General features: G+C 69.7%; 26 protein-coding genes. 3 read left to right on the forward strand and 23 right to left on the reverse strand.

The window, feature by feature from the left end; genetic code table 11:
* Positions 1-377: 377 nt before the first annotated feature.
* Positions 378-1,454 (forward strand): hypothetical protein, encoded by a 1,077-nt coding sequence (locus AB0G74_RS22080; protein ID WP_361148803.1) that lies wholly within the window; start codon positions 378-380, stop codon positions 1,452-1,454.
* A 107-nt stretch (positions 1,455-1,561) separates the two neighbouring features.
* Here the strand turns inward: AB0G74_RS22080 and AB0G74_RS22085 are convergent, their stop codons facing one another.
* The 20 genes from AB0G74_RS22085 to AB0G74_RS22180 all read right to left on the reverse strand — a co-directional run bounded on the left by AB0G74_RS22085 (position 1,562) and on the right by AB0G74_RS22180 (position 17,959).
* The gene (locus AB0G74_RS22085; protein WP_361148805.1) at positions 1,562-2,077 is read right to left on the reverse strand and encodes a restriction endonuclease; all 516 of its coding nucleotides are present in this window, start codon (positions 2,075-2,077) and stop codon (positions 1,562-1,564) included.
* A gap of 147 nt (positions 2,078-2,224) precedes the next feature.
* Positions 2,225-3,592: a DUF317 domain-containing protein gene (locus AB0G74_RS22090; protein WP_361148807.1), complete on the reverse strand. Its 1,368-nt coding sequence runs from the start codon at positions 3,590-3,592 to the stop codon at positions 2,225-2,227.
* Positions 3,589-4,710 carry a DnaB-like helicase N-terminal domain-containing protein gene (locus tag AB0G74_RS22095; protein WP_361148809.1) on the reverse strand — a complete coding sequence of 374 codons (1,122 nt, stop codon included), beginning with the start codon at positions 4,708-4,710 and terminating at the stop codon, positions 3,589-3,591. Before AB0G74_RS22095 ends, AB0G74_RS22090 begins: the two co-directional genes overlap by 4 nt.
* Positions 4,710-5,972 carry a DNA cytosine methyltransferase gene (locus AB0G74_RS22100; protein WP_361148811.1) on the reverse strand — a complete coding sequence of 421 codons (1,263 nt, stop codon included), beginning with the start codon at positions 5,970-5,972 and terminating at the stop codon, positions 4,710-4,712. The genes AB0G74_RS22095 and AB0G74_RS22100 overlap by 1 nt, the downstream gene beginning before the upstream one ends.
* The gene (locus tag AB0G74_RS22105) at positions 5,969-6,835 is read right to left on the reverse strand and encodes a hypothetical protein (protein WP_361148813.1); all 867 of its coding nucleotides are present in this window, start codon (positions 6,833-6,835) and stop codon (positions 5,969-5,971) included. The genes AB0G74_RS22100 and AB0G74_RS22105 overlap by 4 nt, the downstream gene beginning before the upstream one ends.
* A 111-nt stretch (positions 6,836-6,946) precedes the next feature.
* On the reverse strand, positions 6,947-7,690 hold the full coding sequence (locus tag AB0G74_RS22110) for a DUF317 domain-containing protein (protein ID WP_361148815.1): 744 nt from the start codon (positions 7,688-7,690) through the stop codon (positions 6,947-6,949).
* A 45-nt stretch (positions 7,691-7,735) separates the two neighbouring features.
* Positions 7,736-8,551, reverse strand: coding sequence for a hypothetical protein (locus AB0G74_RS22115; protein WP_361148817.1), 816 nt, complete (start codon positions 8,549-8,551; stop codon positions 7,736-7,738).
* Positions 8,548-10,344, reverse strand: a complete 1,797-nt coding sequence (locus AB0G74_RS22120) for a TraM recognition domain-containing protein (RefSeq protein WP_361148819.1) — start codon at positions 10,342-10,344, stop codon at positions 8,548-8,550. The genes AB0G74_RS22115 and AB0G74_RS22120 overlap by 4 nt, the downstream gene beginning before the upstream one ends.
* Positions 10,345-10,378: 34 nt before the next feature.
* Positions 10,379-11,149, reverse strand: a complete 771-nt coding sequence (locus AB0G74_RS22125; protein WP_361148821.1) for a DUF317 domain-containing protein — start codon at positions 11,147-11,149, stop codon at positions 10,379-10,381.
* Positions 11,146-11,664 carry a hypothetical protein gene (locus tag AB0G74_RS22130; protein ID WP_361148823.1) on the reverse strand — a complete coding sequence of 173 codons (519 nt, stop codon included), beginning with the start codon at positions 11,662-11,664 and terminating at the stop codon, positions 11,146-11,148. The genes AB0G74_RS22125 and AB0G74_RS22130 overlap by 4 nt, the downstream gene beginning before the upstream one ends.
* A gap of 89 nt (positions 11,665-11,753) precedes the next feature.
* The gene (locus tag AB0G74_RS22135; protein ID WP_361148825.1) at positions 11,754-12,389 is read right to left on the reverse strand and encodes a hypothetical protein; all 636 of its coding nucleotides are present in this window, start codon (positions 12,387-12,389) and stop codon (positions 11,754-11,756) included.
* An 83-nt stretch (positions 12,390-12,472) separates the two neighbouring features.
* The gene (locus AB0G74_RS22140) at positions 12,473-13,276 is read right to left on the reverse strand and encodes a DUF317 domain-containing protein (protein ID WP_361148827.1); all 804 of its coding nucleotides are present in this window, start codon (positions 13,274-13,276) and stop codon (positions 12,473-12,475) included.
* Entirely contained in the window at positions 13,270-13,791 is a 522-nt protein-coding gene (locus AB0G74_RS22145; protein ID WP_361148829.1) for a hypothetical protein, read from the reverse strand. The genes AB0G74_RS22140 and AB0G74_RS22145 overlap by 7 nt, the downstream gene beginning before the upstream one ends.
* Positions 13,792-13,906: 115 nt before the next feature.
* Positions 13,907-14,716 carry a DUF317 domain-containing protein gene (locus AB0G74_RS22150; protein WP_361148831.1) on the reverse strand — a complete coding sequence of 270 codons (810 nt, stop codon included), beginning with the start codon at positions 14,714-14,716 and terminating at the stop codon, positions 13,907-13,909.
* Entirely contained in the window at positions 14,713-15,102 is a 390-nt protein-coding gene (locus tag AB0G74_RS22155; protein ID WP_361148833.1) for a hypothetical protein, read from the reverse strand. The genes AB0G74_RS22150 and AB0G74_RS22155 overlap by 4 nt, the downstream gene beginning before the upstream one ends.
* 38 nt (positions 15,103-15,140) lie before the next feature.
* Positions 15,141-15,359, reverse strand: a complete 219-nt coding sequence (locus AB0G74_RS22160; RefSeq protein WP_361148835.1) for a hypothetical protein — start codon at positions 15,357-15,359, stop codon at positions 15,141-15,143.
* 116 nt (positions 15,360-15,475) lie between these two features.
* Positions 15,476-16,216, reverse strand: a complete 741-nt coding sequence (locus tag AB0G74_RS22165; RefSeq protein WP_361148837.1) for a hypothetical protein — start codon at positions 16,214-16,216, stop codon at positions 15,476-15,478.
* 27 nt (positions 16,217-16,243) lie between these two features.
* Positions 16,244-16,930 carry a hypothetical protein gene (locus tag AB0G74_RS22170; RefSeq protein WP_361148839.1) on the reverse strand — a complete coding sequence of 229 codons (687 nt, stop codon included), beginning with the start codon at positions 16,928-16,930 and terminating at the stop codon, positions 16,244-16,246.
* A gap of 22 nt (positions 16,931-16,952) precedes the next feature.
* Positions 16,953-17,537, reverse strand: coding sequence for a hypothetical protein (locus AB0G74_RS22175; protein ID WP_361148841.1), 585 nt, complete (start codon positions 17,535-17,537; stop codon positions 16,953-16,955).
* Complete coding sequence (locus AB0G74_RS22180) at positions 17,534-17,959, reverse strand: hypothetical protein (protein WP_361148843.1); 426 nt, start codon at positions 17,957-17,959, stop codon at positions 17,534-17,536. Before AB0G74_RS22180 ends, AB0G74_RS22175 begins: the two co-directional genes overlap by 4 nt.
* Positions 17,960-18,156: 197 nt before the next feature.
* Between AB0G74_RS22180 and AB0G74_RS22185 the strand changes: the two genes are divergently transcribed.
* The gene (locus AB0G74_RS22185) at positions 18,157-18,624 is read left to right on the forward strand and encodes a hypothetical protein (protein WP_361148845.1); all 468 of its coding nucleotides are present in this window, start codon (positions 18,157-18,159) and stop codon (positions 18,622-18,624) included.
* Positions 18,625-18,656: 32 nt separating this feature from the next.
* Here the strand turns inward: AB0G74_RS22185 and AB0G74_RS22190 are convergent, their stop codons facing one another.
* A complete protein-coding gene (locus AB0G74_RS22190; RefSeq protein ID WP_361148847.1) occupies positions 18,657-18,860 on the reverse strand; it encodes a hypothetical protein in 204 nt (67 codons plus the stop codon).
* 261 nt (positions 18,861-19,121) lie between these two features.
* Complete coding sequence (locus AB0G74_RS22195; RefSeq protein WP_361148849.1) at positions 19,122-19,250, reverse strand: hypothetical protein; 129 nt, start codon at positions 19,248-19,250, stop codon at positions 19,122-19,124.
* 451 nt (positions 19,251-19,701) lie between these two features.
* On the opposite strand from AB0G74_RS22195, the gene AB0G74_RS22200 reads away from it, so the two are divergent.
* Positions 19,702-20,577 (forward strand): hypothetical protein, encoded by an 876-nt coding sequence (locus AB0G74_RS22200; RefSeq protein WP_361148851.1) that lies wholly within the window; start codon positions 19,702-19,704, stop codon positions 20,575-20,577.
* A 63-nt stretch (positions 20,578-20,640) separates the two neighbouring features.
* On the opposite strand, the gene AB0G74_RS22205 is transcribed toward AB0G74_RS22200, so the two are convergent.
* The gene (locus AB0G74_RS22205; protein WP_361148853.1) at positions 20,641-21,195 is read right to left on the reverse strand and encodes a hypothetical protein; all 555 of its coding nucleotides are present in this window, start codon (positions 21,193-21,195) and stop codon (positions 20,641-20,643) included.
* Positions 21,196-21,238 lie beyond the last annotated feature (43 nt).

The following is a 21,238-nucleotide window of genomic DNA, read 5'->3' on the forward strand; positions in this document are numbered from 1 at the left end:
CCAGAAGTGCTGCACCTCATGCTGCTGGAGGGCGAACGGTTCACCTGAGCGTGGAGAAGGATGGGCCGAATCTCTCCGGGGAGCGGTGTTCTCGCCGCACCCGGATGGTACAAGCCACGACTCCGAGGGACGACAACCTCGCAGGAGTGTGCAGCGGGTTCCCCCATTTGGGGCAGGCCGCTTGCGGCACTGGCCTGCTGCACCGTACGGTGCGGTCTTGGTTGAGGGAGTCCTCGGCGTGCGCCGCCCGGATCGGAAGCGCAGTGTGCCGGAAGTCCCCCGCAGTACCTCGCACCGCACCTGACAGTCGCAGGAACGCCAACTCACTTCCGCGCTGGGATCCGGCAGCAGCATCTTTCACGGAAAGCGAGTCCGTCGTGTTCCACGACCATGCTGTCGACCTGTGCCGCCGGTACACCGGAGAGGCTTCCTCCGGAGTGAAGGAGCGCATCAGAACACTCCCGCCCGGCAGCCCGCTCATTCCCCGGGCACTGGGTGACCAGGAGTTCCTGGAGGCTCAGGTGCTGCGCGCGCTGCTGGAGTACCCCACCACCTACACCACGCGGCCGTTGCGTATCGAGCGGGTCATTCCGCGGGAGACCGGGACGGTCGTGCGGTTCGCGGCTGATTCAGACCCTGATGGGCTCGCCGAGCTGATCGCCTGGGGTCTGTTCCCGACTGGTGGCGAGCACGATCTCGGGGGGATCTGCGGATTGCGTGTCCTCCACGCCAAGCACAACAGGATCGACGTGGGACTCCTGGGAACCACCGCCTCTATCCGCCTCGCGGGTATTCCCGAGAAAGCCTGGAAAGCTGCAGTGGAGCTCCGCTACCGTCGGCAAGGCCGTGCATCGGTGCCGTTCCGGAGTCGAGAGCTGACACCTGGTGAAGCCGCGTTCACCCGGGCACACGCATGGTCTGACGAGGCGTGGCGTGAGGCGGCGGCACTCGGCAGTGCCCTGCTCCGGCGACTGATGATCTTCCGTGCTGGTGCCGACTGGCTGGACATGGCCGGTTTCACTAAGCACAACGACACCTACGGCTTCACCCTCACCTTCGCGAAACCGCACTGGACACCACACGACGAGTTCATTCAGCACCTCACCCACCCCGAGTTCGGAATCGCCCTCAGCGAGGACATGCGCACCTGCTCCTGCGACTACGGAGCGCGTGGGTGCCGGATTTGGTTCGACGGGCCGGGACACGGCACCGGGCGACTCGACCTGCAACTGCTGGAAGCCGACACGCCCTGTGAGATCGCTGAGTACAACCAAGCGCTCACCTTCACCGGGAGCCCTCGCCAGGAGATCCGCCGAACGACCGGAAACTTCCCTGGCATGGCCGCGGATTGTGCCCCGCACTGCCACAACCGTCATGGCACCGTCACCCACCTGAAGCGGATGAAGGAAGCGCGGGGCAAGGATCGCGAGCGGTTGCTACCCGGTCTGGCATGAAACGGTTCTGGACGCAGGGGATCAGGACGGTAGCCAAGCTGTTTGCCCGTGTCGGAGCGCCTGTGGCTGAAGGCCGCGAGGACGCATCGCGCGCTGTTCGACCCGGATCAGCAGAAATGGAACCGCTGACGGCGTACCTGCTCCATGCGCCGATCCCAATCCGCAATGGCATCCCAGTTCTCTTCGTCCAGCGACGGCTCCCGATCGAAGAGCGTGGGGTTGTCCCGATGCCAGATGTAAAGGTCCAGGCGGGGATGGAGGACACCAAGCAGACGGTGGAAGGCAGACGGAGTTATGTTGCCGAAGACGCAGAGGACTCCTCGGTCAACCCGCAGATCCAGGATCTTGCCGATGAACTCTTCGACGGTGCCGATGCCCACAGCGCGTTTGTAGAGCTTGCACTCGTAGACGACCTGCATGGTGGCGCCGAGAGCCCGAACCGATGCGAGCACGTCGATCTGGCGCTCAATCCCGCTGTGAACACCCTGCAGCTTCGCGTCGTGCTCGACGGTCGCGTTGGAGTCGAGCTTGCTGACCTCGTCCGCAACGAACCGCTCAAACGCCTGCCAATTGTCAGCGTTGTTGGCCGCGAACGGCATCCTTGATTCCATGATGTAGCCCACGCGGCCAGCGTACGGGCAGACACTGACAGTTGAGGCGAGGGCGAGTCTGCCCCCATCTACGGGATGGAGACAGACTCGCCTCGCCTTTTTCACATCTCGTCTGATATCGCGCATACGGGCTGAACGGCGCTGGTCACCTCCTGCGGATCACCGCCGCTGTGCCCTACCTGCCGTGCCACGGGGCGATGCCGGGGTACCCACCCGGACGCTGAGTGCTGCCGACCTGGCCGGGGCCGGTGGTGTGCGGATGGCCTGGTTGTGGGCGAGTTCGGCGGTGAGGTCCTGCAGGAGGGCTGCTGGGGTGTAAGGGGAGAGGCGGATGGCCCAGTCGGGCCGGTCGGGGTTGCCGCTCCACAGGGTCCAGGCGGGGTGGGCGGCGATCGGGTCGAACCGGACTCCGGCGGGGTGGGGGCCTGGGCCGGTGAGGGTGATTCCGTGTCCGTCGGCGGTGTGGGTCCAGTCGGCGTCGCTGAGGGGGCGGGTGACCTCGGCGATGGTCTTCTCGCTGACCGGTGCGGGGCCGTGGCCCCAGGCGCCGTCCCCGTTGGTGAGGCTGTCGAGAAGGGTGCTCATGATCGGGGCTGGAGTGCCGGCGGTGGCGGTGGCGTGCCACAGGCGCTCGCCGACGGGGGTCTCGTAGACGGCGACGGTCCAGGCGGTGTCGCTCCGGTGGCGGGCTTCGTGGTCGAACTCGACGCGGATGGTCTGTGATTCGTGGACGGCGTAGGTGCAGTTGTCGTCCCAGGTCCGCCACTTCTGCCACTCGTTCTGGGCTTCGAGGAACGAGTCGAGGACGGCTTCGTGGTCCTCCAGCGCGGGGATGGGGGCGGGCGCGGTCTCGGTGGGGCTAGCGGTCGGCTCTGACACGCTGGCCGAACGCGGACTGGCGAGGGCTGCGGCTGCGGCGCGCTCGGTTTCGGTGGCCGGTGCGGGTCCGGGGCGTACGGCGACGGAGTAGAGCTGGTGGAAGTCGGCGACGGCTTCGGTCTCGGTGTCGTAGACGGTGGTGATCTGCCGGAGGTGGTCTTCGCCGTGGAGGTGGAGGTGGCGGCCGTCCTGGTGGGTGCCGGCGGCGACGATGGTGTGCCCGTCGTGGGCGTGCAGGTGGATGGTGAGGCGGCCGGAGGCGATGTCGTCGTGGATCTGCTGGGCCGCGGCGCCTACTTCCCGGATCTCGTCGCGGGTCAGCCAGGGCATCGGATAGCCGCCCCAGGTCCACTCGGTGTCGATCTCCTCCTGGAGCGCGGATTCGATCACCGTGCGGCAGCCCTGCCGGGCGAGGTCCTCGGCGGCCCGGGCGGCGTAGTAGGGCTCCTCCCGGTCGATCCGGGCCAGCACCATCACCCCCGGCTCACTGTCCCGGAAGCCGTGGGCCAGGAGGACCTCGTGGGCGGTGCCGTTGTCCGGACCGGTCAGCGTGGCGGTGACCGCCGGCTGGTGGTCCGGGTGGAGGGCGAGGCGGACATGGATAGCGGGCTCGGAGTGGGGCATCGGGTTCTCTCGGCTTGGGGTCATCGGCCGGTCCGCACGGCGCTCGCCGGCTTCGTTCGGGGTGAACGGGGACCGGCGCGGGCGGCGGTGGACGTGGGGGCGGCCCGTGGGGCGGGTCCGGGGTGGGTGGCGTGGTGCCAGCGGGCGCGGACGGCGGTGAGGTCGGCGAGGGCGCGGCGGCTGCCGGTGACGAGCTGGTGGACGCTGGTGGCCGGGTCGTCGGTGTACGCGCGGATCCGCAGCCCGGCGGTACGGGCCTGGTGGAGCAGGGAACGTTGCAGGACCCGTTCGCCCCAGTGCTCCGCCGCGCCGGCGGGGGTGCTGACGAGGTCGAGGATCTCGCGCGGCGGGAGGGACGGGACCAGACCGTGGTGCTGGGCTTCCCACAGGACGGTGACCGGGTCGACCGCGTCGCCGCGGTGGGCGAGCTGGGCGACGCACCGGAAGAGCTGCCCGTGCAGCGGGGTGGCGAAGTCGTCGGCCTGGAGCCACCGCATGGCGGTCAGGGTCTCGGGGCGGGCGACGGCGCAGGCGAGCAGGGCCCGTTCCTCGTAGGCCGCCTCTGCCCCGCTGTCGTGTTCGGGCGGTGGCGGGAGCGGGGTGCGGGGCAGCGAGCCGGGGTGCGGCGGGAACAAGCTCGCGAGGTTGTCGAGGAAGCCTGCGAGGGCGTCCGCGCGGGTCATAGCGGTGGCGGCCGGGTCGGGCATCGTCGAGCCGGTGGCAGCCTGTACGAGACGCTCGGCCTGAGCGCGCAGGGTCCGGCGCGCGTGGTCGGCACGGACTATCCGCGCGTACGCCGGGGCGTGTTCGGGCGCCGGGCAGGCTTGGACGAGGGCATGGAGGTAGGAGGCGGTCAGTACGCGGGCGTCGCGGCGCGCGTGATCGTGGACTGCGGTCAGCCAGACCGGTTCCTTCGCGTGCACGGCGGCCTCCGGAGCAGGGAGGCTGGCCATGGCGGCGAACACGGCCGCGTGGGCGGGATTGTGGAACTGGACCGCTTCCAGCGGGCCGAGAGTGTTGAGGCGGGCGGGGTTCAGGAGGAGCGCGCCGAGGAGAGCCTGCTCGGCGTAGTGCACCGGCGGCGACGGCGCGGGGTCTTCTGGCCCTTCCCCGTCGCCGTACAACTGGGTCCTTCCGGGCATCAGGCTGCCAGGTCGAAGTCGTCGCGGGTGAGGTTCCGGCCGACGTGCGGGGCGAGCAGATGGGCTGCCAGTCGCGGCGGGATCGCGTTGCCGATCTGGGAGAACTGCTGTCCCTTGTTGCCCTGCCACGGATACGCGGCCGGGAACGTCTGCAAGAGGCCGGCCTCGGCGGCGGTGATCCGGATCGATTCCACCGCGCCGCCATCCGTCGGCTCGGCCTCCCAGACGCACTCGTTCGCGCGGTGCCCGAAGAACAGCGTCCCCGCCGGTTCGTCTGCGCGGCGGACGGTGGCGTTGGTCTGGTTGTTGCTCCGCAGACTCCACGACCGCCGGTGCGGCTCGGTGGTGAACGTGGGGGCAGGCGCGCCGGCGGGGCGGTTCTCGCGGGGGCCGTGCTGCTCGGCATAGCCCGGTCCCTCCCGGCGGGACGCGAGGAAGATCCCGGTGCCGGCCTTCCGCCGGGTCCAGGTGCCGCGGTCGCGGGCGTCGGTGAGGGCCTTGCGGGAGCCGGAGGGGAAGGGCTCCGGTCCGCCGCCGGGGCCGCCGCCCGCGCACACGGTCGGAACCGGCCGGTCGGTGGCGCCCCAGCCCAGGGCCGCGGCCATCGAGACCCAGCGTTCCCGGCCCGGACCGAACAGCGATTCGGGCTCGGCGACGGAGGCGTGCGTCGGGGGCGGAGGTATCGCGGTACGGGTCCGGGAGGCGAGGAGGATCGCCCGGCGCCGTGTTTGAGGGACTCCGTAGTCGGCCGCGTTCAGGATCCCGGTCCATACGGAGTACCCCCAGCTGCGGAGTATCTCGGCGTACTGCTTCCACAGGGGGAGGACGTGCGGGACCTCTTCCATGGCCACCCACTCCGGCTCGCCGCTGCGGTGGAGGGCTTGGAGGTAGCGCATCGGCTCCGCCGCCAGAAGTGACCTTTCATCGCGGCAGGCCGTGAGCAGGCTGGCGCGGGTGTCGCGTCCGGCGGCGAGATCGGCGACCGCCTGGTGGACCAGGGGCTGGTCGAGCAGACCGAGGCGCTTGCCGGCCATGGACCACGCCTGGCACGGCGGGGACGCGATCAGCCCCACGACGCGCCCGGTGAAGACCCACGTGGGATAGAGGGCGATGTCGGTGCGGATGGTGAGCAGCCCGGCGGCGGCCCGTGTCCGGCAGGCCCACTCGTCCCATTCCAGGCCGACTTCCCGGATTCCCCACCGGTGCAGGGGGACCGACCATCCGCCCGGACCCGCGAACAGATCCAGAACGCTCCGCGTCACGCGGCCAGCCCGAAGTCGTCCTGCACCGGGTCGGAGCCGCGGCAGGCCCAGGGGGAACAGCCGTCCGCCACGCCTTCTTCCAACTCGGCCGTGTCCAGGTCGCTGATCTCCACCTGGAGGGCGGCCCATTCGGCGGCGGTGACGTGGTCGATCGGGGCCTGGCCGAGCGGGACACGGGAACGGTGCAGGAACGCCTGCCCCAGCAGACGGTTCCCCGTCGCATTCGCCCGCGCATTCCCCTCGCGGATCGCCGCATCGAATTCCACAACATCCGCCCACTCCTCCGGGCTGTGATCCCGGATGGCACGCCACTGGGCGTTTCCGTGGAAAGGACATCCCAGGCAAGCGGATTTGGGTGTTTCGGCGAGTCCGATCGACGTCAGGTAGCGGACGCAGTCGGCGCGGGACCAGTTCATATCCGTGATGAGAGGATGCCGGTTCCGCATGTACTTGACGTCGGCGTCCTTGGCCCGGTGGAACTCATCGGTGGAGATGCCCACCCACTGCTCGACGAACACGCCCTTCGGTATTCGTGCGGGGTAGGGGTAGCCGAGAAGGTCGCGTACCTGCTTCTTTATTGGCTTGATTTTGTATTCGCCGGTGCACTGCCGCCGGGTCATTCCGGGCTTTCCGTCTTTATTGAGAATGTAGAGCGGCATGCTGGCGAACCGGTGTTCCGGGTCGAGTGCGTCGTTTCTGATATTCCCGGATGAAACGCGGAGGATGGGTATTCCGGCGGGTTGTGCTATCTCGCGTTCCAGGCGGTCGAGGTGGTCGTAAACGGCCTTTGGTTCCCAGCCGGTGTCGGCGAAGATCGCGTAATCGACCTTGGGGAGAACGCCTTCGGCGGAGAGGGCGAGCATGGCGCTGGACTGGATTCCGGCGCCGAGGGAGATGGCGCGGAAAGCGGGGGTTGCGGGAATCGTGTTTCCTTGTTGGTCAGGGCGTAGGCTCCTGGCGAGCGCGGGGGATGGTCAGCGGCTGCGGGGGCGGGGGCGGTCGAGCTGCGCCAAGGAGTGATCGAAGTGAGGGTTGATGACAGCCCCGCGGACGGGGGTGATCAAAGCGCTGTGTTCGTACCGTGTGCTCAGGGGCACCTCGGCGTAGGCCCGTTCGACCGCTGTCGGTGTGGCCAGGTGGGCGAAGAAGGTCCGGACGAGCCCCTCGGGGGTGTCGCGGGTGAAGGTGGCCAGCGGCTGCTTCTCGTAGAAGGCGTGCCAGGCCCGCCAGGTGATGTCCTCGTCGGGCGTGTGCAGGAGCTGGCAGTACCAGTCGGGTGAGTTCAGTCCGCCGTCGCTCTCGACGGACCAGCCGTTGAGCTCCGCCAGCTGGTCCATGGGCATATCCGTGATCGGGATGCGCTCGGCGTGACGGGTATCGCCGAGCAGCTGGGGCAGTGCTTGGGTGACGGCGGCGACCGCCTCCAGCGGGGCCTGACAGCTGAATTGCACTTCCCAGTACGGCTCGTGGTGCGCGATCGTCCACCACTGCCCAAGGGGATGAACGGGGTCGAAGTCGCAGAACAAGCTGCCGTCAGGGCTGTCGATCTTGAGGTGTCCGGTGGTGGCGTCATGCTGCGTGGACCAGCCGAAGAGGTGGATCAACGGGCCGATCGCGTCGGCGATCCGGTCACCGGCACCGGCCATGTACCGGGGGGAGACCATGACCCGGTCGTCGGGCGCGTACCCGGCTGCTGGCGGGAGGTTGTCAGCGGGCATGGAGTTCGGGGTCCATTCGGGTGCGGGCGGTGGCCCCGGCGTCGGTCAGCGGCGGCTGGCTCGCCGCCGGGGCGGAGACGGAACGGGCGCAGCAGAGGGTGTGGAGCCGTGGAGAGGGTGCGCGAGGCTGCTCAGCAGCGCATTGCGTCCTGCGGGGGTGAGGCGGATACGCCATGTGCGGGCGCGGGTGTAGGCGTTGTCGTACTGGACGAGCCCTCTGTTCACGAGAGGGTTGACCGTTCGCATGGTGAGGCGGAGGTCGCTGTCGTTGAGCAGGATCGTGGACGGGCCGACGGCAGCCAGTGACAGGTGTCCTTCGGCGGTGGCCCGCAGCGCGGCGGTCTGGAGAGGGGAGAGGGACACCTGCCGGGTCGCGGTGATGTCCTGGATGGCGGCCGTGTGCGGGACGGTTTGGGCGAGGGCGGCGGCGGCCTGTACGCAGATGGCCGGTACGAGAGTGAGGAGGCTGCGGGCTGCCCGTGTCCGCTGGTGGGCCGCGGACCACAGCTTGTGATCCCACTGGGCGTCAGTGGTACTGGGCTCGGGGCTGGCGGGCCGGCGGCCGTGCGTCACCAGGGCTTCACCGAGGTGTTCGCCCGCGAGCCGGGTGTGCTGGGTCACGGCGTGCAGGGCGGTCCGGGCTTGGGTCAGGGTGGGGTGGGAGTGGCTGAGGATGTGGACGGCGTGATCCCACTTGGCCAGGTCCCGGGCGAGGTCCTCGGCGGTACAGATATGCGCCGACATCACGGTCATGGTCAGGTCGTCATTGCGTTCCAGCAGGTGGAAGGCGTCCGAGAGGCAGGTTGCCTGGTCGGCCAGGACCAGCAGCTGGTCCAGGGCGAGGGGCGGCCGATGGGTCATGCGGTCCCGAAGTCCGGCTCGGTGGCTTTGGAGATGGCGCGGGCGGTGATCGCCTTCGACGCGCGGGCGGACGCGGCGGACAGGGTGTCGGCGCCGGGCTCCTGGTACCAGGGGCGGAGGTCGAGCATGGCGGCCCGCATACCGGTGCCGAACAGGAGCGCGGTGCCCTTGGGCAGGGCGCGGATGGCGTCGGCGGGCAGGATGCGTTCCTGTCGCATGCTGATACTCGTTGAGGTCCCGGAGTCGGAGGTGGAGGTCGACTTCGTCTCGACGTCGTGGTCGCCGATCAGGCGGGAGAGTTTGTCGGCGAAGTCGGGGTCGTCGATACCGGAGCCGATGACCTTGATCGTCGCCGCACTCCACATGGCGTCCATGCCCGCGTCGCCCCACACTTTCTGGCCCTGACGGTAGGACTGCAGGATTGTCATCGGGATGATGCCGCGGGACCCGAGGTGGGAGTACAGGTCCGGAAGGTCCGAGATTTTGCATACGTTGGCGGCCTCGTCGAGGATTGCCAGCATCGGCGGGTCCAGTCGTCCGCCGGCGCGTTCGGCCTGGGCGGTGGCCGCCCGCATCACGGAGTCCGCGCACGCCGCGATCAGCGCGGATGCTCCGCCGCCGCCGTCCTTGGACAGCAGGAACAGCGTGTCGGTACTGGTGACGAATTCGGAGGGCCGGAACTCCGCGATCTGGTCCTGGGGGGTGACCCAGGCGGCGATCTCCGAATTGAGGAGGGCGGCGGCGTACTGGCGGGCGGTCTCGTAGATGCCGTCCCGTGTCTCGGGCGGGCCCTCCACGGTGCCCTTGAGCTGGGCGGCGACGGCGCTGAATCCGTGGTCGCGGAGGATGTCGAGCGGGGCGCGGTTGGCCGGGAATGCGAGCCACTGCATGACGTCGGTGATCGGCCGGTTGTCGAGGGCTGCGGCGAGGAAGAGCTGGGACAGGATGTTGGATCCGGCCTTGGACCAGAAGTCGCCCTGCTGGCTCGCGTCCACGGAAGCGGCGAGGAAGTGCCCGGCCAATCTGCCCGCGCCGTCGAGGGTCCTTGCGTCGGCGAGGGGGTTCCACCACATGGTCCGCTCGGCGTGGGCGATCTGCTGCGGGTCCATCGACCACACCCGTCCTGCGGCGGACCGGGGTTCCAGGCAGGTGGTGTACGCGTCGCCTGCGGCCTTGTTGGAGGTGAGGAGGACGGGGCCGGGGGCGGCGAGGATGCTCGGGATCGCCAGCGAGGTGGTCTTCCCGGAACGCGGGGCCATGATCGCGACGGCGACGTCCTCGTACCCCATCCGCACTTCGATGCGGGTGCTCTGGAGGTTGCCGAGGCGGATCCCGGTGTCGGCCGGTGCGATGGTCTTCGCGTCCTTGAGGCTCGGACGCAGCGAGCGGGCCTTGGCGGTGACCGCTTTGGCGAGCAGGGGCTCGATGTCCTTCGCCTTCGCCGTCCCGCGGACCTTCCGACGGCGCCCGCCGGGGCTGTTCCTGTGCCGGTTCCAGACCACGGCGGCGATCACTCCGAGGGCGATCAGCAGCACTGCGGGGGCGATACGGGTTCCGACGAGCAGAGACGTTTCCCCGGCTTCGGGCCAGAGCCGGTCGGGATGCAGGAGGGCATCGGTCGGCCGGTACGGCGCTGCGGGGCCGGATGCGGTGAGCCAGACGGTGGTGTTCCCGGCGAGCCAGGCGAGGTTGGCCAGCGGCACAGCCACGGCGAACGCGCCGAGCAGGGCTTTGAAGGCGAGGTCGGTGCCTTCGCCGGAGGAGGGAGAGGAAGGAGAAGAAGGGCTGGGCAAGGGGGTGGGTCCGGGAGGAGAGAGGGGTGAGGGGTCAGCGGGTGCGGCGGTGCGGCGGGGGAACACGCGGAGCCTGCGGCGTAGTGCCCGCCGCGGGCTCGCTCGCGACGGTGAGCTGCTGGACACGCTGCTCCAGCGCGCGGGCCACCTCGTCCGCAGGAACTTCGTGCCGGGTGATCCGGGAGCGGACGACGGCGGAAGGGAGATGCAGCGGGTTGCGGGCCAGCGGTGAGGGGTCGGCGAGGGCGCGGGTGAACCCGGCGACGAGATACGGGGGCGTATGGCCGCTGAACCGGGCGCGCCACAAGGGCGGCGGACCGTTGCGCTGTTCCAGGGTCGTCACGACCCACCCGGCGGAACTTTTGTGAGGGGCTTGGTCGATTTTTGTCAGGCTGTCCGGGGAGGCGAAGCCGCTGACATGACGCAGGGGCGTCCAACCCCGTTCGGCCAGCGGCGCGTACGGGGCTGAGCCGGCCTGGGCGGCGTGCGGCTGGATCAGGGCGTCGGTGAATCCGGCGATGATCTCGACCGGCGTCCGGGCGCCGAAGGCGGCCGACCATGCCGGGCCGGTGGCGGTCCGCGGGTGGTGCACGCTCCACCACATGAGGTCGTCGGGGGCGGGCTCCAGGCGCAGCAGCATCCGCTGGTCGGGGCTGGACAGCAGGACGCGCGGCTGCAGCGGGTCGTGCCCGTGACTCCATCCGCCGGCACGGTGAAGGGGGACGGTGATCCAGGCCGGGTCGCCGCCGCCGGCCAGCGCCCGCGGGGAGACCAGGGCCTGCTCGACGGTGATCTTCTTCGTCACCGGCGGGCCGCCGGGGTGCTGGAGGACCCGGTGATCGCCGTCGGGGCGGCGGGGGCCACGGTAGTCGGCCGGGGCCGTTGCGGTACGGCGGCGCGGATATCGAGTACCGCCTGCCCGTGCAGGGCCCATTCCTCCAGCAGAAGCCAGGCCGACGCGTTCCGCTCGGCGGTGACCGTGTCGTACGCGGGGGTGCCCGGCCGGGCAGTGGGCGGCAGGCTGTCGAGTTCCTCTTCCCAGGTGGCGCGGACGACGGTGAGTCCGTGTGCGGCGGCGGTGAGGGCCCCGAGCTGGGAGACCCAGCGTGACTGGACGAGGGTGGAGGGCAGGTCGGCGAGGCGGTTCTCGGCCGAGACCACGAGCCGGACGGCGAGCTGGGATACGGGTTCGAACGCGGCCCAGGCGGCGGCGTTCCGCCGCCTCTGCGCCCGCCGTTGAGCGTCTTCGTCGTACGGCCGTCCGTCGAGGTCGGTGGCGATGTCTTCGTAGGTCTGCCACGCGGTCTGGAGGCGGTCCATCCGGGCGAGAAAGCCGGCTAGGAGATGGTCGGGTCGGGGGTCGTGCGTCGGAATAGGGGTGTCACCTTGCCTGTCGGAGCGGGGAAGAATCAGGGGCGGGGCCACCGGTGGTCTCCCCGCCGGGCTGGGCCCTGGCCGGGCACGGGTGGCGTTGGGATGGCGCCGCCGGAAGAGCGGCGAGCCGCGGAACGGGTGTCGCCCCGCTGCCGTTGGGCCGTACTCGGGGGATTGACGGCGGCGTTGAGTTCGATGATGGAGCGGGCGCTGCCGGCCAGGGTGTCGAGCGCGGGCCACGCCTCGTCGTAGAACTCGGTAAGGATGTGGCCGACGGTGGCGATGTCGGCGTTGTCGCGCACCAGATGGTCCCGGAGCCGGGCAACGGCCCGAAGGTGTTCGGCGTCGAGGGTTTCGGCCGCTCGGGTGAAGGCGTCGATTCTGGATTGCCACTCACCGCGGGATGCGGTGGGGAGGCGGTCGAGCTGTGAGTTGGCAGTGGCGAGCACGGAGTCCAGGCACTCTTCCACGGGCCGGAAGGCTTCCCACATGCTGCAGTCGCGGCGGTGGGCGGCCCAGCTGTAGGCGAGCTCGTCACACGGCCAGCCGCCCGGGGTCTGCTCCTGGGCGGGATCGCTGTCGAACTCCAGCATGATGTCCGCCGCGGTGCGAACGAAGCGGCCTATTCGGGCGAGATGCTTGTCGGACTGGGAGATCGGGTCGATGATCACTCCTTCAGTGGCCCTGTGGTTTCGCCGCCTCTGCGCCCGCCGTTGAGCGTCTTCGTCGTACGGCCGTCCGTCGAGGTCGGGGATTACCGGGCCTGTCGTACGGGGGCGGGAGCAGGGGATGGCGGTGTGGCGGTGAGGGTTCTTGTAGCGGCCCGCACGTGGGCGCGGGCGGTGTCGATGCGGTCGCGGTGGGCCCGGGCGTACTGCTTCGGTGTGACCGGGCTTTCGGTGCGCCGGGCACGGTAATGGCCTTCTGGTTCATGCCAGTTGCGCTGAACCGGGGCGGGGTCGGTCAGCGCGGTGACGAGGCCGTGGACCAGGTGCGGGGGTGGGAAGTGGGCGATCCACGCCGTCCACAGGGGCGGGCCGTGGTCCCGTTCGGTGCTGACCGTGATCTGCCACCCGAAGTACGGGTCCTCCTTGCCGGTGATCGGCTGGTGAGAGAGGTGGATGGCCCCGTCCGGGGAGCGTGCTTCGTTGCCGGTCGTACTGCGGGTGTGGGTCCACCCGGCGCCGGTGAGAACGTCCCAGACGGGAGGAGGTGATTCGGCGGGTGCCGCGATGAGGAGGCCGTCGGTGAATCCGGTCAGGATCTCGGCGGGGACGGATGTGAAGGACGCGTACCAGTGCCCGTCGGCGTGGGTGCCGTCGAGGCGCCAGGTCATTGAGGTGAGGGTCGGCCCGTACCGGAGTTGGTGCAGCCCGTCCGGGCTGACCAGATGGATGACGGGGGAGAGGGCGTCGGAGCGCAGGGCCCATCCGGCGGCGGCCAGGGCGTGAGTGACGTGCCGTGGGTCGCCGGGGCCCGCCAGATGCCGGGGCGAGACGTCGTCGAGACGCCCGGAGTGGTCGGCGGCGAACAGATCGGTCTGGCGTTGGGTCAGCAACGGGACCGGCCGGTGGGCGGGGCCCCCGGTGGGACGATGCCGCCGGACACGAGGCGAAGCGCCGGCTTGGCCGTCCGGGACGGAGCGGTGCCCGGGTTCACCGTGGTGTTCAGTTCGGTCACCGCGTGCCCACCGCCGGCCCACACGTCCAGTGCGGGCCACGCCTCGTCGAAGAACTCGGTCACGACGGAGTCGACGGTTCTCAGTGTCGGGTGGGGCTGGCCGAGGTGCTGGTGCAGCTGCTCGATGGCGCGATCGTGTTCGTAGTCCAGCTTCTCGGTCGCATGGCTCAGCGCGGTGATCTTGGAAGTCCAGGCGTCCCGGGAGGCGTCCGGGAGAAGACCGAGCTGTGCGGTCGCGGTGGCGAGAAGCGCTCCGACATGCACCCGGACGGGGAGGAACGCGTCCCACAGGGAACGGTCGCGGCGATGGGCGGCCCAGCTGTACGCCTCGGTGTCGACGGGCCAGCCGTCATCTCCCTGCTGCTGGGCGGGGTCCTGGTCGAATGCCTCCATGATGGCTTTGGCCTGGTGGAGGAAGCGGTTGAGCCGGTCGAGATGTTTGTGGGAGTGGGTGGCCGGGATGGTGACTCCTTCGGGTGTGTAAGGGATGCCGGTTCCGCGCGCGGGGTCAGCGGCGGCCGGTCGCGTATCCGGCGGGGATACGGGGCGCGGGGGCGGGTCTGCGGCCTCGGGGCCGTGCGGTAGCCCAGGCGTTGCGGGCCCAGGCCGCGGTGCGGGCGGTGTTGATCCGGGCCTGCTGCCAGGCGCCGAGCTCCGAGGGGCGGACGGATACCGAGGTGGTCCGGATCCGGCTGCTGGGCGGGAACATGCCGCGGGGGCGCATCACGGGCTTCGGGTCGGCCAGCGCGGTCGTGACCGCCTGCACCAGCGACAACGGGGTCGTCGGGGAGAGCTGGGCGTCCCAGGCACGCCCGTGCTCGGTACGGGCGCCGATCCACCAGTGGGCCTGCCCGGCGGAGGACTGGTGGAACTGTACGAACGCGGAGCTGTCCGGGCTCATGGCGGTGAAGTGCTGGCCTTGCCGGGTACTCCACTTCTCGCCTTCGAGGGGCGACCACACGTTGGGGGCGTGCGCGGTCGGCGGCTGGGTCAGTGCGTCGGTGAGCCCGGCGACGATCTCGACGGGTGTCTGGATACCGAACTTCGCCGCCCAGGAGGGCTGGTGACCGGATGCCTTGCTTTCGATCGTCCAGCCGCCGGGCTGGGTGACCGGATCGAAGACGACGCGGACGGACTTGTCCGGGTTGTGGAAGACGAGGGGGCCGCCGGTCTTCGACTTCTCCTTCCAGCCGGAGGCCCGCAGGAACTCCGTGGCGTGCCGCAGGTCGCCGGCTCCGGCGAGATAGCGGGGCTCGATCAGGTAGTGCTGCTGGGGGCGGTCGTGCCAGCCTGCCCGGAAGCCGTGGGGATGGTTCACCGGTGCCGCCTCGCGATCAGGGGAGAGGCGGGCCTCGCCAACGGCGGGACGGTGCCGGGCGGTGCGGGGCGGGCGAGCTCGCGGAGGGTATCCGTGTGCTCGTCGAGGTCGATACCGATGCCGTACAGCTCGTTCGCGGCGCGGCCGAGGGCGAGCCACACCTCCGGCGCCAGCTCGCCGGCCTCGGCGTGCTCCTGGGCGAAGTGGGAGCCGGTGGCCACCAGCGTGGTGAAGCGCCCGAGAATTCCCTCCTCGGAGTCGAGGACCGTGGCGATGACCTGGGCGGACAGCGGGGGCGGCGCGGCGATGAGGTGTTCGGCGAGCTGGTCGATTCTGCGGGCGATGTCACCGGCGAGCCGGACGGGATCAGAGGCGGGGTGGGGCACAGTCCTCCCGGGGAGCGGGGGCGAAAAGGGGAGTGTGGTCAGAAGTCCTGACGGTGGCGGGTGGGGATCGGCCCCCAGAAGGTGGGGAGTTCCGGCACGGTGTCCCGCTCCGGACGGATACGGGCCTTGGGGGCGCGCTGCTGCCTGCGGGGCAGCCGGGCGGCGAGACGGCGCAGCCGCGCCAGAGCGGCTGGCGACGGGGTGCGGCTGGGCTGGGGAATGAGGTTCTCCGATGGAAAGGTGGAGCGTGCGTCCAACTCCGGCCCCCGGGGGTGTTTCCGTAGGCCGGAGGGGTGTTCAAGACGGGCCCGAGCCCGGATGGAGCCGGTGCGAGGGTTGGGGTCTTCGTCTCAGGTGTGGCCGGGGCGGGCGGTCAGCGCACGCGGGCGGCGGGGCGGTTGTGGCGGACCGGGGTTGCGGTGGCGGTGTCCGGGCCGGTGCGGGGGGCGGGGTGGCGCAGGGCGAGATGGGTGCCGTGGGTGGCGAGGACGGCTCCGACGGCGCGGACGGCCTGGGCCTGCAGGGCGGTGTCGTCGCCGCTGAGCACGAGAGTGTGTCCGGTACCGGACGGGGCGAAGCCGTGCTCGGTGAGTACGGTCCGTACGGTTTCGGATACGTCGGCGGTGGCGTGGAGATCCGGCCCCACCCAGGTCAGGGTCACCGGGGCCCGGGAGGTCAGGCGGGCAGCATTGTCCTGGACTTGGGCGAGGGCGGCCTCGTAGCGGGGGAGCAGTCCGGTGGCAACGGCGTCGGCCCCGGCGAACGGATCTGCCGGGACGACGATCCCGCCGGGTTCCCGCACCCCCCGGAATGCCTCCGCCGAGATGGAGGCCGGGGCGAGGGCGGCGACGAGGAACTGTTCCTCGTGCCGGGGCCGCCCGGTGACGTAGAGGCGGGTGCCGTCGTCGCGGGTGAGGATCGCGTCGTGCCCGAGGGGGTGCCGGGCGATGGCGTCGGCGACCGTATCCATGTCCCACACCGCCCCGGCCCGGTTCATCTGCTCGGCTCGGGTCGCGTGTTCGCGGTAGTCAACGGTCCAGTGGCCGGGGAGTTCGCCGGCGAGGACGGTTGCGAACCCCTCCACATCGTGATCGTGGTCGTGCTGGTGGCGCATGGGCTCCTCGGGGAAGAAGGTGATGGGTCAGCGGAGGCGGGCCGCAGTCGGCGCGGGCGCCGGCGGGGGAAGTGGAGGGCAGGCGCAGACGGCGGAGGCTTCCCGCTCGTTCTCCGGAACCTCGCCCGCGCACACCGACCGCCGGGGGTGGGGTGTTCTGCGGTCGGCGAGGTCGGTACGGATGGTGCGCAGGTCGGCCGCGATGGTCCCGAGCCCGTGGACGGCGAGGTAGTGCAGACGCTCCGCGGCCGGCCGGTCGGCGGGGCCGCCGAGGTCCTGGTGGAAGCCGGCCGCGGCGGTCAGGACGTCGGCGAGTCCGGCGAGGACGCCGTCGTATCCGGCGGTCACCTCGGCCAGAGCCTCGGCGACCTCGGCGCTGCTGGTCGCCCGCCGGATCCGGGCGGCGAGATTGCCGACCTGGGCGCCGAGGGTGAGGTCGGCCACCTCGAGGGCATCGGTCTCGAAGGCCCGGTCGCATTCCATCGGGATGCCGGCGGAGCGGAGTCGGGCGACGGCCCGGGTCGCGAGCCGGGTCTCCTCCTGCGGGGTGAGGCCGGTCGGCAGCCGGTGGTACAGCTCGTGGACCCGGGCCACGGGAACGAAACCGGCCCGCTCCAGGATGCCGTGGGCGTCCGGGCCGCCGCCGCGCGCGAGGACCTCACCGGAGTCCGGATCGCGCCGCAGGCTCAGGAAACGGTCGGCAAGAGGCAGCATGGCGGTTCCCTTGTGTGATCGGTCAGCGGCGGCCCGGTCCCCGCGTGGGAGGCGCGGTGGGCGGGACCGGCGGCGGTGCCGGGTGAGCCCCGGTCAACCCGAAATCGCGCTGGACCTGACGGATTTGGCTCAACGCAGCGCGCAGCGGATCAGGGGGCAGTCGCTGCCAGGCGCCGTCGAGCCGGATCAGATTGGCCAGCAGATCGAGGCGGCGGGGCCGGGCCTGGAAAGCGACCCACTGGCACCCCTGGTCGTCGAGGGGCGGCGCCAGACCCACGGTGATCGCCAGACGGTGGGCGATAGTCGCCCACTCCGCGGATTCCAGCTCCCGGTCGGCGGGGTGCAGCTCGGCGGTTAGGTGGAACACGGGCTCCCGCACGCCCTTCTCGTCGCTGGCGAACGGCCACTCGAAGGTCGGGTCGTCCAGATGATTGATCCAGTCCACGGACGTCCAGAGCCGCTCCTCGCCCTGCGTGTAGTCACCCAGCCGGTCCCAGTACGCGACCACCGACTCGTGGACACTCCCCGAATCGCTGGCGGCCCGGCCGAGAGCTTCCTCGACGGGGAGGTAAGCACTCAGGCTCCGCCCCCACAGACAGGCGATCACCGCCCGCCCCGGGCCGTGTCACCGGTGTGGACGAGCTGATTCAGGTCAGTGAGGGTGTACCAGCCGCAGTCCACCGGCCCGCCGGCCGCGGGGATCTTCTGGAGGATGTGGTCTTCGAGGGCGCGCCGGTGGCTGAGGCAGTCCCGGCACAGCCGGGAGGTGTGGATCATGTAGCGGGGGTGGGCGGTGATAAACGTCCGGGCACCGCCGCGCGGGTTCCGCAGCCGCCAGCCGTCCGCGTCGGTCGCGGTGTGCCACGACGGGGTCACCACCGTCATCGTCTCGCCCCACAGCCCCGCGCCCGCGACACCCTTCACGATGAAGACCTGGTCACCGGGGCGGAAATGCTGGTGGGTGATGTCCCGTTCGGGCGTGACGGTGTCCGCGGGAACATACGGCGGACGGGAAAAGGGATCGGGCACGCAGAGGTCCTTCCAGCAGGGCACGGGCGGCGGTGGTGGGGATGATTCAAGGGTCCGCACGATCCCCGATTTCCCGAACCGGCCGTCATCGGCTATAAGTCGTCGTTTCAGGTTGCGTGCCTGCGGCGGACGACGAAAGCGGGGGAGAGCTTTGCCCTGCGTTCGTGGGGCCGTCGCCGACGAAGGGAGGGGCTTCGATGGCCGAACGGCTGCTGGCACAACACTTTCGGATCACGCCTGACTTCGGGGGGTTCGATCTCTACGACGGTGACTGTGACGCCGGGGATCCGGAGGTAGCCGAGACAGCCTGGAGCGATGTGGCAGCCGGCAACGGCTACGAAATCGCCATCCACTGCGCGGGGACCATGGATGTCGACCTCACGATCGAAGCCTGGGACACGGCCCCAGACTCCGACCTGACCAGTTGGGAAGGCCACCGCCTTCTGGCCTTGGAATGCCCAACAGGCACTCTCGTCATCTCGAAGCGCACCATGGGCGCTACGGTCCTCGAACTCCCCGGACCCGGCAACTATGCCGTACGCGTGATGTACCAGGGGTGGCAGCAGATGAACGAAGCCATGAGCGTGTTCCCCATCAGTGCCGAACGAGCGCAAGAACTGGCGGGGGAACGGTACGTCGTTCAATTCTGGCCATCATCTCAATAGCGCTTCGTCGACCGACGCAGTGGCTCGTGGGCTCAGCGGTGATGTACGGGGGCCGTGGCCGGGAGCGCGGAGATCTGGTGGGCGAGGGCGCCGAGCCGTCCGGCGACGCGCTGTGCGTGCCGGGTGTTCAGGGCCTGGGCGAACTCGGCGCACAGGGTTACGAACTCTTCGAGCTGGAGGAGCTGGCCGCGTGTGGGGCCGTCGCGGCCGACGGCCAGGCCGATCGCCTCAGCCACGTCGCATGCCCGCCGGGCCTGGCGAGCATCGTGGATCAGTTCCTGAAAGCTGATCTCGGGGGCAGGGACGTGTGGCGTGGTGGGGTGGAGTACGCCGGACGTGACCGGTGGGGGGCTCGCGTCGACGGCGTTCCTCTCGTCCCAGTAGTGGCCCAGGACCTGCAGGCCGGGGCTGTCGAGGTCTCCGGCAAGCGCGACGCAGGTGAAAGTGTCGTCCTCGTGCTGGAGGGCAGCGATGGTGATGAGCCGGTGATCGGCTTCTTACCAGGACTCGTACGGGTCCATCCGCCCTGCCGCCCTCGCCTCCCTGGCTATCTCGGACCACTTGCGCTGTTCGGCCCCGGACAGGGCGGAGTTCGGTGGCGTGTTGTCGGTGATGGCGGTCTCCAAGGTGCCGGTGATTCAGTGCCCTGCCCGGTGCGGGATTCCGGTTCCTCGAACGGATTAGGTTGCTGTGTCTGGGAGTTCGGCGATGTCTGGCGGGCTTGACGTCGCGCTGGCCGAGCCACTATCCGGCGCGGGTGGCGGCTGTTGTTGGGCGGCTCGACGGGGGCCAGCCGTTTCTTCCGGTCGGCGGTAATGCCGGCTTGGGTGACGCATCAGCAGTCGGTGCATATCCGCATTCGACTCCCAGCTGTGTGGAGGAGGCCGGACGCGGCGTCGCTAGTGCGACGAGCGCCATCCTGCTGGGGCTCTCACCACCAGCCCGTACTGCCGTCTGCCGGCGCGCCTGTGCGGTGGCCCGAGATTGATTGCTGAAATGCCTTGCCGTCAACGAGACAGGGAACTGTCTGCGGTCTCCGCCGGGCGTTGTCAGTGGCAGGAGCTAGCGTTCTGCAGCATGACCACAGATACTTCCCCCGCGCTTGACTGGACCATGCTGGGCCAGTCCTTCGCAGCCGCCCACGCCGAGCTGGACTCCAGTGACTATCTCCTCCCGGTTGAGGCAGGGCCTGAGAAAATCCTTCCCCTGCAGAAAGGAGTAGTTGACGCTGCCGAACCCGAGGGAGCCGACGAGAAACGTACCCAGTGGCTCCGCACCGTCGACAACATACGAACCTATTTCGGGCACGAGGCGACAAATTTCACCCCTTGGCTCGCCCGGCGGCTCGGCATCGTGCAGCGCGCGGCTTGGTTCGAAAAGCCGCTCAAGCTCGTCGGAACCGAACAGAAAATTGCCGGATATTGCATCGACATTCTTGCCAAAACCCAAGTAGGAGATCGCGACCGCTTTGTGGTCATCGAAAACCAACTGGAGCGTACGGATGCGGACCATCTGGGACGTCTCATCACCTGTGCAGCAGAAGTGAAAGCCAGCCATGCCGTATGGATCAGCGCGGAATTCAGGGATGACCATCTGAAGGTCATGGAAGCCCTTCAACAGCACCACAGGGACTGTTCGTTCATCCCGCTGCTGATCAATGGGGCCGTGACGGACGGTGGTCGCGCTACCTTCGATCTCGTGCCGCCCCCCACATACCCGAGCCCTGAAGATCACCTGCGCGAGAGGCTTCACCTTGCGCTGCGCCAGGCACGAGATGTTCATATGACACTGAAACGGGTTGGGGACTTGATATCGGCGAATCCCGAGGTGGACTTCACTCGATATCGCCGCCTGATCACGGAGGCCGGTTTGTGGAGCTACTACGCCGACGGATTGGCTGACGACCTCTTGGAAACTATTCCCGAGGAGCGCCGCAAGCAACCGGTGAGCTAGACCGGTCATCCTGTGCCAATGGTGATTCCCTGGCTGGGGAAGGCTGCGTCTCGGGTGTAGGGGTCAGAGAAACGGATTCTCGGTCCCCCGGTCGGATTCGGTTGCGGCGTTCAGGAGTTCGGGCAGATCGGCGGCTTCGCTTTCGCGCTGGTCGAGCCACCATCCGCCGCGGGTGACGGTCCGGGCCTTTTCCTCCAGATCGGCCCAGTCCGCCTCGTCCCAGGTGCCCTCGGCGACCAGCGCGGTGTGCGCGGCGGTCACGAGCTGGTGGCGGCACCGCTCGGCCCAGCCGAGGATCTTCTCGGGGCCTTCGAGCGGCGGCATGCCGAAACGTTTCGCCCACTCGGCGGCGGTCTGCTGCTCGGCGGCGCGCCGGGCAGCCAGCCACTCCTCGCGGCCGGCGGTGTCGGCGGGCCGGGTGGTCCGCCAGCAGTCGGTGCAGTCCCGCCCGGTGAGCCAGCGGGCGAAGGAAGCGCGCTGGTCGGCGGCGCGGGACGAGAGGTCGTGCGTCCATGCGTGTCCGCAGGCGTGGACGATGTCCCAGGAAGTCGCAACCCCCGGGGAATTCCGTTTGATGGGCGTTGCGTTCGAGATCGGGCTGCTGGTCCGGGGCTTCAAGTCGAGTGCCTTTCGTGGGCGGTCGGGGTGGGGGCCTGCGTCG

Origin of the sequence: Streptomyces sp. NPDC020875 (genome assembly GCF_040641415.1) — a bacterium.
GTDB lineage: Bacteria > Actinomycetota > Actinomycetes > Streptomycetales > Streptomycetaceae > Streptomyces.

Coding starts and splice junctions, on each gene's coding strand:
- AB0G74_RS22095 (WP_361148809.1), bottom strand. CDS start 4,710: ATGCCCGGAAGGACCCAGTTGTACGGCGACGGGGAAGGGCCAGAAGAC.
- AB0G74_RS22110 (WP_361148815.1), bottom strand. CDS start 7,690: ATGCCCGCTGACAACCTCCCGCCAGCAGCCGGGTACGCGCCCGACGAC.
- AB0G74_RS22090 (WP_361148807.1), bottom strand. CDS start 3,592: ATGACCCCAAGCCGAGAGAACCCGATGCCCCACTCCGAGCCCGCTATC.
- AB0G74_RS22105 (WP_361148813.1), bottom strand. CDS start 6,835: ATGCTCGCCCTCTCCGCCGAAGGCGTTCTCCCCAAGGTCGATTACGCG.
- AB0G74_RS22145 (WP_361148829.1), bottom strand. CDS start 13,791: ATGGAGGCATTCGACCAGGACCCCGCCCAGCAGCAGGGAGATGACGGC.
- AB0G74_RS22200 (WP_361148851.1), top strand. CDS start 19,702: ATGACCACAGATACTTCCCCCGCGCTTGACTGGACCATGCTGGGCCAG.
- AB0G74_RS22130 (WP_361148823.1), bottom strand. CDS start 11,664: ATGGACCGCCTCCAGACCGCGTGGCAGACCTACGAAGACATCGCCACC.
- AB0G74_RS22185 (WP_361148845.1), top strand. CDS start 18,157: ATGGCCGAACGGCTGCTGGCACAACACTTTCGGATCACGCCTGACTTC.
- AB0G74_RS22115 (WP_361148817.1), bottom strand. CDS start 8,551: ATGACCCATCGGCCGCCCCTCGCCCTGGACCAGCTGCTGGTCCTGGCC.
- AB0G74_RS22165 (WP_361148837.1), bottom strand. CDS start 16,216: ATGCGCCACCAGCACGACCACGATCACGATGTGGAGGGGTTCGCAACC.
- AB0G74_RS22170 (WP_361148839.1), bottom strand. CDS start 16,930: ATGCTGCCTCTTGCCGACCGTTTCCTGAGCCTGCGGCGCGATCCGGAC.